Annotated in this window: 13 protein-coding genes, 1 pseudogene and 1 other annotated feature; of the genes and pseudogenes, 10 read left to right on the top strand and 4 right to left on the bottom strand. The window is 37.1% G+C overall.

Going from position 1 to position 13,988, the window contains the following annotated elements:
* Nucleotides 1–398: pseudogene (locus tag ACODS7_RS28150) on the top strand (hypothetical protein); the annotation flags it as partial.
* Nucleotides 399–479: 81 nt separating this feature from the next.
* Here the strand turns inward: ACODS7_RS28150 and ACODS7_RS28155 are convergent.
* On the bottom strand, nt 480–707 hold the full coding sequence (locus ACODS7_RS28155) for a hypothetical protein (protein WP_016079817.1): 228 nt from the start codon (nt 705–707) through the stop codon (nt 480–482).
* Between the two features lie 166 nt (nt 708–873).
* Nucleotides 874–1,110 (top strand) — a binding site (T-box leader).
* 65 nt (nt 1,111–1,175) lie between these two features.
* Between ACODS7_RS28155 and ACODS7_RS28160 the strand changes: the two genes are divergently transcribed.
* The 3 genes from ACODS7_RS28160 (at nt 1,176) to ACODS7_RS28170 (ending at nt 4,035) form a co-directional block, all read left to right on the top strand.
* Nucleotides 1,176–2,486 (top strand): APC family permease, encoded by a 1,311-nt coding sequence (locus tag ACODS7_RS28160; protein ID WP_000546308.1) that lies wholly within the window; start codon nt 1,176–1,178, stop codon nt 2,484–2,486.
* A gap of 107 nt (nt 2,487–2,593) precedes the next feature.
* A complete protein-coding gene (locus ACODS7_RS28165) occupies nt 2,594–3,778 on the top strand; it encodes an MFS transporter (protein WP_025118115.1) in 1,185 nt (394 codons plus the stop codon).
* An 80-nt stretch (nt 3,779–3,858) separates the two neighbouring features.
* A complete protein-coding gene (locus ACODS7_RS28170; protein WP_000386584.1) occupies nt 3,859–4,035 on the top strand; it encodes a hypothetical protein in 177 nt (58 codons plus the stop codon).
* Nucleotides 4,036–4,062: 27 nt separating this feature from the next.
* Here the strand turns inward: ACODS7_RS28170 and ACODS7_RS28175 are convergent, their stop codons facing one another.
* Nucleotides 4,063–4,821 (bottom strand): TrmB family transcriptional regulator, encoded by a 759-nt coding sequence (locus tag ACODS7_RS28175; protein ID WP_098629819.1) that lies wholly within the window; start codon nt 4,819–4,821, stop codon nt 4,063–4,065.
* 186 nt (nt 4,822–5,007) lie between these two features.
* Between ACODS7_RS28175 and ACODS7_RS28180 the strand changes: the two genes are divergently transcribed.
* The 4 genes from ACODS7_RS28180 to ACODS7_RS28195 all read left to right on the top strand — a co-directional run bounded on the left by ACODS7_RS28180 (nt 5,008) and on the right by ACODS7_RS28195 (nt 8,911).
* Nucleotides 5,008–7,008: a methyl-accepting chemotaxis protein gene (locus ACODS7_RS28180; protein ID WP_016079822.1), complete on the top strand. Its 2,001-nt coding sequence runs from the start codon at nt 5,008–5,010 to the stop codon at nt 7,006–7,008.
* Between the two features lie 77 nt (nt 7,009–7,085).
* Nucleotides 7,086–7,388 (top strand): MTH1187 family thiamine-binding protein, encoded by a 303-nt coding sequence (locus tag ACODS7_RS28185; protein ID WP_029443539.1) that lies wholly within the window; start codon nt 7,086–7,088, stop codon nt 7,386–7,388.
* Nucleotides 7,389–7,436: 48 nt separating this feature from the next.
* Nucleotides 7,437–7,682 (top strand): YusU family protein, encoded by a 246-nt coding sequence (locus ACODS7_RS28190; protein WP_001290600.1) that lies wholly within the window; start codon nt 7,437–7,439, stop codon nt 7,680–7,682.
* A 311-nt stretch (nt 7,683–7,993) separates the two neighbouring features.
* Complete coding sequence (locus tag ACODS7_RS28195; protein ID WP_000436767.1) at nt 7,994–8,911, top strand: proline dehydrogenase family protein; 918 nt, start codon at nt 7,994–7,996, stop codon at nt 8,909–8,911.
* 22 nt (nt 8,912–8,933) lie between these two features.
* Here ACODS7_RS28195 and ACODS7_RS28200 read toward each other — a convergent pair whose 3' ends face one another.
* A complete protein-coding gene (locus tag ACODS7_RS28200) occupies nt 8,934–9,773 on the bottom strand; it encodes a D-alanyl-D-alanine carboxypeptidase family protein (protein WP_029443538.1) in 840 nt (279 codons plus the stop codon).
* Between the two features lie 97 nt (nt 9,774–9,870).
* Nucleotides 9,871–10,017 carry a YuzL family protein gene (locus tag ACODS7_RS28205; RefSeq protein ID WP_001096344.1) on the bottom strand — a complete coding sequence of 49 codons (147 nt, stop codon included), beginning with the start codon at nt 10,015–10,017 and terminating at the stop codon, nt 9,871–9,873.
* A 237-nt stretch (nt 10,018–10,254) separates the two neighbouring features.
* On the opposite strand from ACODS7_RS28205, the gene ACODS7_RS28210 reads away from it, so the two are divergent.
* Together ACODS7_RS28210 and ACODS7_RS28215 are read left to right on the top strand one after the other, a co-directional pair.
* Nucleotides 10,255–12,636: a 3-hydroxyacyl-CoA dehydrogenase/enoyl-CoA hydratase family protein gene (locus tag ACODS7_RS28210; protein ID WP_029443537.1), complete on the top strand. Its 2,382-nt coding sequence runs from the start codon at nt 10,255–10,257 to the stop codon at nt 12,634–12,636.
* 21 nt (nt 12,637–12,657) lie between these two features.
* On the top strand, nt 12,658–13,830 hold the full coding sequence (locus ACODS7_RS28215; protein WP_001206331.1) for an acetyl-CoA C-acetyltransferase: 1,173 nt from the start codon (nt 12,658–12,660) through the stop codon (nt 13,828–13,830).
* Nucleotides 13,831–13,988: the final 158 nt, after the last annotated feature.

Raw genomic sequence — 13,988 nt, forward strand, 5'->3', positions numbered from 1 at the left:
AAGAGAAAGCGAAGTCAATTTTAGAGCAAAAGAAATCTGGAAAATTAACGCATGAACAAGCAAAAGAGGAATTAACAAAGTTAGGCGTGAAAATGCCGGAGAAAGGTAAGCATGGAGACATGTTTGCAGGATTAGATGAACAGGCAAAAGAGAAAGCGAAGTCAATTTTAGAGCAAAAGAAATCTGGAAAATTAACGCATGAGCAAGCAAAAGAAGAATTAACAAAATTAGGTGTGAAACTTCCAGAGAAAGAGAAGCGTGAAGACATCTTTGCGGGATTAGATGAAGCAACAAAAACAAAAGCAAAAGCGATTTTAGAGAATGAAAAGAAACAATTAGAGGCGTTGAATGTTGATTTACCGCACCATAAGTTTTTTATGAAAAAAGATGAGAAATAATTGAATGAAGTCGTATCTTTCGTGTGGGCAACCGGAAGGTACGTGCAAGGGCCGATTTCTATAAGTAGAAATCGGTCCCTTTTAATGAGGCATTGAAATTCTTTTCATTGTTAGTATGTATCCGAAGACGCAGTAGAAGATTGCAAAACCGATAAACACTTCCGTATATTGATATTTACCCAATACGTAGAAGGAAACAGCTGGTATAATAGCTACCGCTAAAATGCTATAACTAGGATACTTGTGCCGATGCATGATAGCGAATAGAACAGAGAGAAACGTAGCGATGATACAAAAGACAGCAATCATTATTGGTACACCTCCTAAATGGATTATACCATTTTTAGGGAATTAGAGAAGTTTTGTATCTTCTGTTATAATATAAGAAGAGAAATATTTCCTATGTTATATAAAAAAATATATTGATTTTTTCTAACAATTCAATATAATGAACAATAACTACAAAATTCGACATCAAGAAGTGATGATGAGGACACGATCAATTTTTTACGATTCTCAGAGAGGGAAGCCTTTGGCTGTGAGCTTCCTAATACGGAAAAATGGATTACCACCTCTGAACTGCAGCAGTGAACGAACATCTAGTAATTGCTTGCCGGCAAAAACCGTTATTTAGACTTGAGAAATTGGTGAAGTGTGTTACTTTGCGAATTGAAACAAGGGTGGAACCACGAATACAACACTCGTCCCTTTTTTAGGGAGGAGTGTTTTTTTATTTCATTTTTGCATCACACTAGAATTGGAAGGAGGATACGCAGCATGCATCATGATGAGAAGAACAAAATTGGTTTAACAGTAGCACTTTCTATCGTAGTAGGAACGATTATCGGGTCTGGTGTATTTATGAAACCAGGAAGCGTATTAGATTACTCAGGGAGTTCTAATATGGCTATTCTTGCTTGGGTAATTGGTGGTCTGTTGACGTTAGCGAGTGGTTTAACAGTAGCTGAAATTGGAGCGCAAATCCCGAAAAATGGTGGGTTGTATACGTATTTAGAGGAGATTTACGGAAGTTTTTGGGGATATTTATCAGGCTGGATGCAAACAATTGTTTATGGACCAGCTATTATCGGAACATTAGGTTTATACTTTAGTTCTTTAATGATTAATTTTTTCTATTTAGATAAAGTGTGGAATTTACCAATCGCAATCGGAACAGTTGTGTTCCTTGGCTTTGTAAATAGTATGGGAACAAAATACGGAGGTATCGTTCAAACAATTACGACAATTGGGAAAATGATTCCGATTGTATTAATTGTCGTGTTAGGTTTTTGGAAAGGAAACAGTGATATTTTTAACGTAGTAGTGCCGATATCAGAAAATCAAAGTATCGGTATGGCAATTTTAGCAACGTTATTTGCTTATGACGGCTGGATTTTACTTGCTTCGATTGGTGGAGAAATGAAGAATCCAACAAAGTTATTACCGAAAGCAATGACAGTTGGGATTTTAATCGTAACAGCTGCTTACGTATTAATTAACTTGGCGTTATTAAATGTATTACCAGCAGCGAAAATTGTAGACCTTGGAGAAAATGCGACAGCGACGGCTGCGGGCATGTTACTTGGAGAATATGGCGGAAAAATTATTAGTATCGGTATTATCGTTTCTATTTTCGGCTGTTTAAATGGAAAGATTTTAACATTCCCACGTATTCCAATGTCTATGGCAGAGCGTGGACAACTTCCATTTTCTAAGTTTATTGCAAAGGAAAGTCCGAGATTTAAAACACCAGCAAATGCGATTACTGTTGAAATCATTTTAGGAATTATTTTAATGATTATTAGTGATCCAAATAAGCTATCTGAGATTTCCGTATTCATTATTTATATTTTCTACGTAATGACGTTTATTGGTGTCTTCATCTTAAGAAAACGTAATAAGAATAAAGAGCGTGCATATAGTGTACCGTTATTCCCAATCGTACCAATCGTAGCGATTTTAGGTTCGTTCTTTGTAATCGGTAGTGCGATTATTAACGATCCAGTAAGTTGTTTCTTATCAATTGGAATTGTCTTTACTGGACTGCCGGTGTATTGGTACTTGAATAAGAAGAAAGAAACAGAATGATGGAAGGGTAGGCGTATAATACGTCTACCTTTTTTACTGTAAAAAAATTGTACTTGCTTCCACTTTCTATTTTGGTTACTATAGTCGTAGTAACCAAAATAGAAAGCGTGGGGAAAGACTTGAATTTTCGTGTGTATATTTTAGCTATCGCGGCTTTCGTAGTCGGAACGGTTGAGCTAATTATAGGAGGAACGCTCGATTTAGTTGCCAATGATTTAGGAGTATCTATTAGCGCAGCTGGTCAGCTTATAACAATATTTTCGGTAGTATTTGCTTTGTCAGGTCCAGTTTTATTAGCTTTGACAGGGAAGTTTGAAAGAAAAACATTGTATGTTGGAGCATTATCGATTTTCTTAATCGGAAATATTATTTCGGCATTTAGTGTGAATTACGGAATGCTAATGTTCTCAAGGGTTATTTGTGCGGCGAGTGGTTCATTAATTATTGCACTATCTGTAACACTTGCGTCTAGTGTAGTAGAACCGCATTTTCGTGCGCGTGCAATTGGAATCATTTTTATGGGAATTAGTGGATCACTTGTACTTGGAGTACCGCTTGGTCTTGTACTCGGAAATGCATACGGATGGCGTGCACCATTTGTGTTAATTTCGGTATTAACAGTTATGGCAATTGCTTGTATTTCATTGTTCTTAACGAAAGTACCACCGACATCGGTATTATCAATAAAAGAACAACTTGCTACTTTAAAAGATAAAAAAATTGTAAGTGCACAGTTAACATCATTTTTGTTTTTAACGGGGCATTTAACATTGTATGCATATTTAACACCGTTTTTAAAAGATGTTATGCATGTTGAAGCAAATTGGATTAGTGTGTTTTACTTCATTTTCGGAATCGCAGCAGTAATCGGCGGCGGATTCGGTGGATGGCTTGCTGATAAATGGGGATCGAAGAAAAGTATTATCTCGATTATTATCGTATTTGCATGTGCAATCTTCATGTTGCCATTAATGACATTCTCATTCCCGCTCTTCATCATTATGATGGGACTTTGGAGTATGCTGAGCTGGGCGATTTCACCAGCACAGCAAAATTATTTAATTGAAATTGCACCGGAATCAGCTGGTATTCAGCAAGGTTTAAATAACTCTGCGCTTCATTTAGGAATTGCACTTGGTTCAACAGTAGGTGGAGTTGTTATTGAAAAATCATCTGTTATATATAATGCTTGGGTAGGCGGTGGCTTTATTATATTAGCACTGCTTTGCGCTATTTTCTCGATTACGAGAGGACGCTCTACTCAGTTCGTGAAAGAAGAATCTATCGTTTGATAGGTTCTTTTTTTATTTGTAAAAAATTGCAGGTTTTAGTAGGTAAATGGAGAAAAGGGTATATAGCGAGGTGATAGTATATGGATTATTCAATTATTGGTTTTATATTCACAGTATTGCCGTTATTTGTGGTTATCATTGTTTTTAGATGGATTCGTTTCATCTATCAAAATTCAGAGAAACAGGTAGAGCAAAATGAGAAAATCATTGAGCTGTTGATGGAGATAAAGGAACAAAATAAAAAGGAGTCTAAGTGAAAAACTAGACTCCTTTTTATTATTTAATTAGTATCTTAATTTCATTAACAAACTCTTAATTTCCTCATCTTTCATAAAGAGATCGTGGTGCTTCTGGGTAATCTTTGCAAGTGCAACGTCGTGATAGAAAAATTCTGTAAAGAACTTTACGAAAGGTTGTGACATTGTTTTCATCGCTTGCCATGATTCTTGTTCTACGCCAGCAAATAAAATTTCACGATCGTCAACGATGAGTAGCAAGTAGCGCTCTAATGCATTAGGCTCTTCAGCTGGGATTAGAAAATGCATGTTTTCTAAGTCTGTTTCTACTTCTCCAACAATAAGGGATTCAATTTGAACACCTTGTTTTGCTTTTTGTTCTAGTAAAGGGAGATATTCTAAAAGAGTATCATTCCAAGCTGAAATACGGATTGATTCTTTTGCACTTTCAATGAGTTCTTTACTTTGAACTCGAATAGAAGATTGCATCTTTAAGCTCCACACACGGTCATCTGTAAATGATTTTTTTGATATATTTGTTTCCAGTTCTTTAATATTTGATTGGAATTCTGACGTTAATTTTTCAATTGCTAGTTTTAGTGGTAATGCTGTATACAGCTTCTTCTTTTCTGAAACAGAATCCATTACCATTCCTTTATCGATTAGGCGTGCTAGCACTTCATATATTTTTGCTTTTGGAACACCTGAATGCTTCACAATTGTTGTAGCATCTAATGGTTCATTGCTTGATACGACAACTTCATAAGCTTGGCTTTCATATTGTGAGAAACCGAATTTTTGTAACATAGTTCCCTCCGAACGAATGAGATTATATTTTAAGGATAATGAACTATTTGTTTTTACACAAGAGGTGGTAGTTTTTTTAATTCAATTTAGATGAGAATTAATTTCAATTTTTTAATTTTATCTATTATACTTAATATAATGATTAATAAGATTTTAATTTAATGCGAAGGGGATGCTTGGGGGAAGATGTTAAGAAGTTTACGTTTAAAAATTGCGGTAGTGTTTTCAGTACTTATTTCTATGATGTTCGTAATATTGGGTACAGCTGTGTATCAATTACAGAAAGAAAAGGAAGTGCGTTCTTTAGACGAGTATTCTCAAAATGCGATGGATCTTGTGACAGAGCAACTTACGACATTTGTTCAAAGAACGGATGAAGATATGGGGTATTACGCGAACAGTGAGATGATTCGTAACATGCTTCAAGGTGGGGTTACTCCAGAAGAGGAAGCATTTTTAACGAAAGAGTTTGCGGAGTATAAAAAGAATCATCCTGGTATTTTAGATTTATATATTGGTACGAAAGATAAAAAAACATTAAGTGCCAATCTTGCTGAAGGTGGGCAAGTGCCAGAAGGATATGATCCAACGACAAGACCATGGTATAAAGATTCAGAGGCTGATGTAAAAAAGGTCCATTGGGGACAACCTTCTTATGAAATTGCAACAGGAAAGTTAAGTGTAGGTGTTTCTAAAGCAATTACAGCTCAAGATGGATCTGTATTAGGCGTTGTTGCGATGGATGTATCGCTTGGGACGATTCAGAAGTTGCTTCACAATATTCAATACAATAATGACGGAGAAATGTTTATTATAAATGATAAAAATATGGCTCTTGTTTATCCAGAAAAGATAGGGAAAGATGTTTCAAAAGAGCCACTTATAAAGAGCTTAAATAAAGAAGTAACAAAATATGCGGTCACTACAATAAAAGGTGAAGATGTAGTTGTTTATAGTCAATCATTTGATACGATGAAATGGACGATAGGAATCTTTTATCCGAAAGAAACGATCGATGGGCTATTAAATAGTACGAGAAATACAGTTATTATAATGGCATGTATTAGTTTATTAGTTGGAATCGTAGCTTCCTACTTGTTCTCAAGAAGATTAGCAAGACCACTGCAACTATTAAAGAATCACGTGCAAAAAGTAGCAGAAGGCGATTTAACGCTGCGAATGAAAGTGACAAGTAAAGATGAAGTTGGAGAGTTGACGAAACACTTTAATGATATGGTTGAACAAATGAATGAAATGGTAAGTAAAATTAAAAACAGCGTATCAACGGTGCAACAATCAACGAATAGTTTACATTATTTAACGAATGAAACAGTAGCGGCTAGTAGAGAAGTTTCAGGAGCAATGGATGATGTGAGCGGAGGAGCTTCTACTCTTGCGAATAGTGTGGATGAAGTTTCTGCTCAGCTCGAAAATATGGCGGAGTCAGTGGAACAAATGAATAGCTCTGTTGATGAAATAAAAGGAGTGGCTGGCAAAGCGGAAGAGGCATCTAAGCAAGGATTAAATACAATGAGGAACTTAGTCCGTACGAGGGGACAATCATCTTCGATTGTTGTTCATACAGAAGAAGCATCCGGTAAGTTAGAACAAAGAGTTGGATCGATTCAAAATGTTGTTGAGTTGATAAAAGGTATTTCGGATCAAACAAATTTACTTGCTTTAAATGCTTCAATTGAAGCTGCCCGTGCAGGTGAGCAAGGTAAGGGATTTGCGGTTGTTGCTGAAGAGGTTCGGAAATTAGCGGAACAATCAAAAGAGGCAACAGGAGAAATTACAACGATGATTGGTGATGTGCAAGTAGAAGTAAAAAGGGTTGTAGAAGTTGTAAGTAAATTGAAAGACATTGCAGATGTGCAAAATAAAGTGACGACAGAGGCGGAAATGGAGTTCCGCACAATTATGTCAGTTGTAAATACGATTAGTACTTCAGTTGAAAAAATTGTAGAAGAGGTACATAACATAGGTTACGAGCAAGGAGAAATTACAGCGGTAATGCATACAATTGCTGGTACGAGTCAAGAAAGTGCAGCTGTTTCCGAAGAGGTACATGCTGCAACGGAATCACAGGTTAATCATTTAGAAAAGGTAGCTCACACGATGGAAAGTTTGACAGAGCATATGAGAGATTTAGAAAGATTAGTCGAGCAGTTTAAAGTGGAAGAGTAACATATTAGTAAAATGATGAGGATTTCGGTAAAATAGACAGTGGATATATAAGAAGCGATTATAGGAGGCAAATTACTATGGCAATTGTTGACGTATCGATTATTCCGGTAGGAACAGGTAATCCAAGTGTTAGTGAATATGTAGCAGAAGTACAAAAGGTGCTAGAGAAAAATGCAGATCGCGTGAAGTATCAACTAACACCGATGAATACAGTTATTGAAGGAGATCTTCCTGTTATTCTAGAAGTAATTCAACAAATGCATGAAGTGCCTTATAAGAAAGGTGCACAGCGTGTTGCAACAACAATTCGTATTGATGATCGTCGTGATAAAGTAAGCACAATGGAGAAGAAATTAAACTCTGTTCGATCAAAATTATAAGAAAAAGCAGCGGTTTTCGCTGCTTTTTTCATATAGGAGGTAAATAAGATGAGTGAAAAGTTTAACGAGCAGTTTGACGGGTTACTAGAGAAATACACTGAGCTGTTACTTGGAGAGAGTAGTGAAGAGAGAAAAGAACAGGTACAGAAGTGGGCACTGTATTCTTACATAGCGAAGACGATGCCAGCATTAGTGAAGCATTGGAATGAGACATATCCAGATGCGAAAGAAGAGATGGTGCAGTTAATTACGGATATTAAAAGGCTGAATGAAGAGAAGCGAAATGAGCAGTGAGAAAACTTGAGGCGAATGTTACCTCAAGTTTTCTTTATTAATATCCTTATATAATTTACATGGAATATTAAGGGTTTTATAGGCATGTCGAATATTTTCGACATGCCTATTTTATGCCTAGTAAACCCGTTTTTTCTAAATGTCGAAAAATATTTCCTACATATTTATAAGCGAAAATATAGGGTTTTAAATGTTTTTATAGTATTTTATAAATTATCTAAATAATTATTTGTATCCAATAATTTTAAACAATGATATAATTTTGAAGAGGGGTAAAAAACAGATAAATCACAGTCATAGGGGTGAATTACATGGAACAATTAATGCGAAATTCGTTTCTTTTCTTGTCAAAAAATAAAGCGCTAACAAAACTGGCTAAAAAGTACGGTTTGCGCTTTGGTGCAGGTCGCTTCGTCGCAGGGGAGACGATTGAATTAGCGACAGCTGCAATTAAAGCATTAAATAAGCAAGGTCTTTGTGTAACGATCGATTATTTAGGTGAATTCGTTGATAACGAAGCGGAAGCAAATGAAATGGCTAGCGAATCGATTGAAGCGATTCGTGCAATTGGAAGAGAAGGTCTTAATTCGCAGCTTTCTTTAAAAATGACTTCTATGGGATTAGATATCTCTGATGAAATCGTAATGAACAATATGCGCCGTATTTTAGAAGCTGGAAAAGAAAATGGTGTGTTTATTACAATTGATATGGAAGACTATACGCGCTGCGGGAAAACAATTGAGATCTTTAAACAATTAAAATCTGAATACGATAATATTGGTACAGTTATTCAAGCTTACCTATATCGTACAGAAAAAGATATGGAAGAATTAAATGCTTATAGTCCGAATTTACGTCTTGTAAAAGGAGCTTATAAAGAACCTGAAGAGGTAGCGTTCCCCGATAAGAAAGATGTAGATGATAACTATAAAAAAATTATTAAAATGCACTTATTAAATGGAAATTATACTGCAATTGCTTCACATGACGAAGCGATTATTGAATATACGAAAAAACTTGCCGAAGAACACAATATCCCAAGGGATCAATTTGAATTCCAGATGTTATATGGTATTCGTAATGAGCGTCAACTTGAGCTAGTAAAAGAAGGTTACAAAATGCGTGTTTACGTACCTTATGGAAATGACTGGTATGGCTACTTCATGCGTCGTCTAGCAGAGCGTCCAGCAAACGTTGCGTTCGTGTTAAAAGGTATGGTTAAAAAATAACCAAGGAGAAAATACTCCTTGGTTATTTTAATTGCTGAAATGCGTAATGTGCCATTTTTTTCGTATCAGGGTATAGTTGCGTGCGAGAAGAAGATAATACAACATTAATGACGCGTTTACCGTCTTTTTCATCCACTGTTACGACTGTATATTTGCCGAGTGCTGATAGACCGCTTTTACTTCCAATCGCATATGGATCGTCATATAGTTCTTCTCGTCCATAGTTTGCGATGTTTGGAGAGCGTTCTGAAGTATGTAGAGTTGTACGTGTTGAATTCATATATTCTAAAACAACTGGATACTTTAATGCTTCTTTCGTAATAATAGCAATGTCATATGGTGATACTTTATTCCCAATTGCATCAGCACCACTTGCGTTCTTGAAAGTCGCATGCTTTGTACCAAGTTCCTTCGCTCTAGCATTCATCATTTTTACAAATTCATTTTTTGATCCTGCGATATGTTCTGCAATTGATTCAGCTATTGGATCTGCACTAATGATAAGCATAAGTTTTAATGCCTCATCACGCTTTAATTTTTCTCCAGCACGAAGTTTAATTTTCTTGCTTTGACTTTCTGTTTTAATTGCATTTTCTGTAACCGTAATTTCTTCATCTTCTTTTACATTCTCTAGTAAAAGAAGGGTTGTCATCATTTTGGCTATACTAGCCGGATAAGAACGTTCGTCTTCGCGTTTTCCATACAAAATTTCACCTGTGTTTGCATCGATTGTAACCCCATATTGCCCAGTAATGTTAGGTTGATCAGCTTTTACAGCTTGTTGCCTTTGTGCATAAGAGAAGAAAATCATCCCTGTAAATAGTGTAGCAATCATTACAATCATAACTATTGTTCGTTTCATCATCGTTCCCTCTTTTGTTTTCCATATGTACAAATAAATTGGGCAGAAAAAGTAGCCATTAATCATTATGCCACGTTCTCTGCCCAAAAATATAGCGTTATTTTTCGCCCATATTATGCTTCTTATATTGTTGGTTATTACCTTGGCGTCCTTTTTCAACACCGTGATTATGTGGACCTGCGTTTCCAGTTACACTAGCTGCACTAATTCCAGCCTTTGAAGGGTTCTTCTTAAGTTTTGCCATATATATTCCTCCAGTTTCGTCAGATTATAAAAAGGAAAAGTGCATTTAAACAAAGAAAATACACATGTATAGCATAGCCAAATGAAAGAAATATATTTATTTCAGAAAATTTTATCAATAAATATATTGCGAAAATTTAAACAGTATCATATATTTATTAGTAGAGGCTCACTCATTGATTGCGACTTATGTCGAAAAATTGAATGAGCATTCATTCAAGAATAGGGGGAGAATTGGATGTTCCAAATTAAAAAGGCTGCTGTTCTAGGTTCAGGCGTAATGGGTTCGGGAATTGCGGCACACTTAGCTAATATTGGTATTCCGACATTATTGCTTGATATTGTACCACCTGCGCTTACGAAAGAAGAGGAAGCGAAGGGACTTACATTAGAACATAAAAGTGTGAGAAATCGTTTTAGTAATACGGCTGTACAGAAACTATTGAAGCAAAAACCAGCTCCTCTGACAGTGAAAGGAAATCTAGCACTGATTGAAGCAGGTAACTTAGAAGATGATCTTGAGCTTCTTGCTGATGTAGATTGGATTATTGAAGTAGTAGTTGAAAACTTAGATATTAAAAAGAAATTATTTGAAAAAGTAGACGCTGTTCGTAAACCAGGTTCTATTGTAAGCTCGAATACGTCAGGTATTTCAGTTGAAAAAATGGCAGAAGGTCGTTCAGACGACTTCCAGAAACACTTCTTAGGCACACACTTTTTTAACCCACCACGATATTTAAAACTTCTAGAGGTAATACCGACGAAAGAAACAGATCCACAAGTATTAAGCTTCATGAAACTATTTGGCGAAGACGTTCTTGGAAAAGGCGTTGTTATCGCAAAAGACACACCAAACTTTATTGGAAACCGCATCGGTACGTACGGTTTATTAGTAACTCTTCAAGAGATGATAAAACGCGGCTACAGCATTGGGGAAGTTGATTCTGTAACAGGTCCATTAATTGGTCGTCCGAAGAGTGCAACGTTCCGTACATTAGATGTTGTCGGTTTAGATACATTCGTACACGTTGCAAATAACGTATATGAAAACGTACAAGAAGAAGAGCGTGATGTATTTAAAGTACCAGCTTTCATGCATGACATGCTTGATAAAAAATGGCTTGGAAGCAAAACAGGTCAAGGCTTCTTCTTAAAACAAGGAAAAGAAATTTTAGAACTAAATCCTGAAACGATGGAATATGAAGCGCGTAAAAAATTAAAAGCTGCATCCGTAGAGTTAAGTAAACAAGAAAAAGGATTAGCGAATAAATTGAAAGCGCTTGTATACGCAAAAGACCGCGCAGGAGAGTTATTATGGAACATCATTACACCAACTCTTTTATACTCTGCAAAACTTCATAAAGAAATTGCTGACGATATCGTTGCAATTGACCAAGCGATGAAGTGGGGCTTCGGCTGGGAGCAAGGACCGTTTGAAGTTTGGGATGCAATCGGCGTTGAAAAATCTGTTCAAAAGATGGAAGAAAACGGCGTAGTCGTTCCTACTTGGGTGAAAGAAATGTTAGAGAAAGGTTTCACTACTTTCTATAAACATGATAACGGCGATAGCTACTATTACGATAATGGCGAATATAAGCTAATCGAGCGTAATAAAAAAGCAATTTCTCTTAAGCAATTAAAAGCGAAAAATGGTGTATTAAAGAAAAATAGCGGAGCGAGCTTAATTGATTTAGGTGACGGCATCCTTTGCTTAGAGTTCCATTCGAAGAGCAATGCAATCGGTATGGATATTACGCAAATGATTAACTACGCTGTTGATGAAGTAGAAAAGAATTATAAAGGTCTTGTTATCGGTAACCAATCGAAGAACTTCTGTGTTGGTGCGAACCTAGCAATGATCTTAATGGAAGCACAAGACGACAATTACTTTGAAATTGAGTTGGTTGTGAAAAACTTCCAAGATGCAATGACGAAAATTAAGTACTCTTCTAAGCCAGTTGTAGCAGCACCATACGGTATGACGCTTGGCGGAGGTACAGAAGTTTGCTTACCAGCAGCTAGCATTCAAGCTTCTAGTGAAACGTATATGGGCTTAGTAGAAGTTGGTGTTGGCTTAATCCCTGGCGGAGGCGGTAATAAAGAGCTATACATTAAACACTTAAATAAAATGCCAAGCGGTGTAGAGTTTGATCTGCAAAAAGTTGCGAATAAAGTGTTCGAATCTGTAGCGATGGCGAAAGTTTCTACATCAGCACAAGAAGCTGTATCGAACAACTTCTTAGGCGATAAAGACGGTATTAGTGTGAATGGTGATCACTTACTATATGATGCGAAACAGAAAGCACTTGCTTTATATGAAGCTGGCTATAAAGCACCGATTCGTAAAAAGATACCAGTTGTTGGTGAAACAGGATATGCAACTCTTGTACTTGGTGCAGAAGCAATGCATTTATCAGGTTACATTTCTGAACATGATCTTCACATTGCGAAGAAACTTGCATATGTCATTGCGGGCGGAAAAGTGCCGTACGGAACAGAAGTTGATGAGCAGTATTTATTAGATGTAGAACGTGAAGCATTTATTAGCTTAGTAAGTGAGATGAAATCACAAGCAAGAATGCAGCACATGCTTGTAAAAGGAAAGCCATTACGTAACTAATAACGAGGGGAGATATCGTTCATGAGAGAAGCTGTCATTGTTGCGGGAGCAAGAACACCAATTGGAAAAGCAAAGAGGGGTTCATTAAAAACAGTTCGTCCTGACGATCTAGGGGCGTTAGTAGTAAAGGAAACGTTAAAGCGTGCAAATTATGAAGGACCAATCGATGATTTAATTTTCGGTTGTGCGATGCCAGAAGCAGAACAAGGTTTAAATATGGCTCGTAATATCGGCGGACTAGCAGGACTTTCTTACGATGTTCCAGCTATTACAATTAACCGTTACTGTTCTTCTGGTTTACAAAGTATCGCTTACGGAGCAGAGCGCATTATGCTTGGTCACTCTGAAGCTGTATTATCAGGCGGAGCGGAATCAATGAGTTTAGTTCCAATGATGGGACACGTTGTTCGTCCGAATAGTCGCCTTGTAGAAGCGGCTCCGGAATATTATATGGGTATGGGACATACAGCAGAGCAAGTTGCTGTGAAATATGGAATTTCTCGTGAAGAGCAAGATGCATTTGCAGTAAGAAGTCATCAACGTGCTGCCAAAGCATTAGCGGCAGGAAACTTTGCTGATGAAACAGTATCTGTAGATGTGACGTTACGCTCGGTTGGCTCAAACAATAAACTGCAAGAAGAAACAATCATTTTCGCACAAGATGAAGGTGTAAGAGCAGAGACGACGCTAGACATTTTAGGTAAATTACGTCCAGCATTTAACGTTCGCGGTTCTGTAACAGCTGGTAACTCTTCACAAATGAGTGACGGTGCAGCATCTGTACTATTAATGGATCGTGAAAAAGCAGTGAGCGATGGCATGAAGCCACTTGCGAAATTCCGTTCATTTGCAGTAGCTGGCGTACCACCAGAAGTAATGGGAATCGGCCCAATCGCAGCAATTCCAAAAGCGTTAAAACTAGCTGGGTTAGAGCTATCTGATATTGGCTTATTCGAACTAAACGAAGCATTCGCTTCTCAATCGATCCAAGTTATTCGTGAACTTGGTTTAGATGAAGAAAAAGTAAACGTAAACGGTGGTGCAATCGCACTTGGACATCCACTTGGCTGTACAGGAGCAAAACTAACACTATCTCTTATTCACGAAATGAAACGCCGCAACGAACAATTCGGTATCGTAACAATGTGTATTGGCGGCGGAATGGGAGCAGCGGGAGTATTTGAATTACTATAAAAAGTGGAAGCGGCTCGTTCAGAATGTGAGGGGGATGGAGCTTCAGACGTAGAGGCGCTTTTTGCCTCGCAGGAAGAAGCGAAGCCACCGAACATTCTAGCCGCTGGAACTGGATTAGATAAAAAGTGCAGGTGGCTCGCTCAGAACAGAAGGGCGTT

It is taken from the genome of Bacillus sp. FG16 (assembly GCF_057809515.1).

Coding starts and splice junctions, on each gene's coding strand:
- ACODS7_RS28195 (WP_000436767.1), top strand. CDS start 7,994: ATGGAACAATTAATGCGAAATTCGTTTCTTTTCTTGTCAAAAAATAAA.
- ACODS7_RS28200 (WP_029443538.1), bottom strand. CDS start 9,773: ATGAAACGAACAATAGTTATGATTGTAATGATTGCTACACTATTTACA.
- ACODS7_RS28160 (WP_000546308.1), top strand. CDS start 1,176: ATGCATCATGATGAGAAGAACAAAATTGGTTTAACAGTAGCACTTTCT.
- ACODS7_RS28190 (WP_001290600.1), top strand. CDS start 7,437: ATGAGTGAAAAGTTTAACGAGCAGTTTGACGGGTTACTAGAGAAATAC.
- ACODS7_RS28210 (WP_029443537.1), top strand. CDS start 10,255: ATGTTCCAAATTAAAAAGGCTGCTGTTCTAGGTTCAGGCGTAATGGGT.
- ACODS7_RS28205 (WP_001096344.1), bottom strand. CDS start 10,017: ATGGCAAAACTTAAGAAGAACCCTTCAAAGGCTGGAATTAGTGCAGCT.
- ACODS7_RS28180 (WP_016079822.1), top strand. CDS start 5,008: ATGTTAAGAAGTTTACGTTTAAAAATTGCGGTAGTGTTTTCAGTACTT.
- ACODS7_RS28170 (WP_000386584.1), top strand. CDS start 3,859: ATGGATTATTCAATTATTGGTTTTATATTCACAGTATTGCCGTTATTT.
- ACODS7_RS28175 (WP_098629819.1), bottom strand. CDS start 4,821: ATGTTACAAAAATTCGGTTTCTCACAATATGAAAGCCAAGCTTATGAA.
- ACODS7_RS28185 (WP_029443539.1), top strand. CDS start 7,086: ATGGCAATTGTTGACGTATCGATTATTCCGGTAGGAACAGGTAATCCA.
- ACODS7_RS28155 (WP_016079817.1), bottom strand. CDS start 707: ATGATTGCTGTCTTTTGTATCATCGCTACGTTTCTCTCTGTTCTATTC.
- ACODS7_RS28215 (WP_001206331.1), top strand. CDS start 12,658: ATGAGAGAAGCTGTCATTGTTGCGGGAGCAAGAACACCAATTGGAAAA.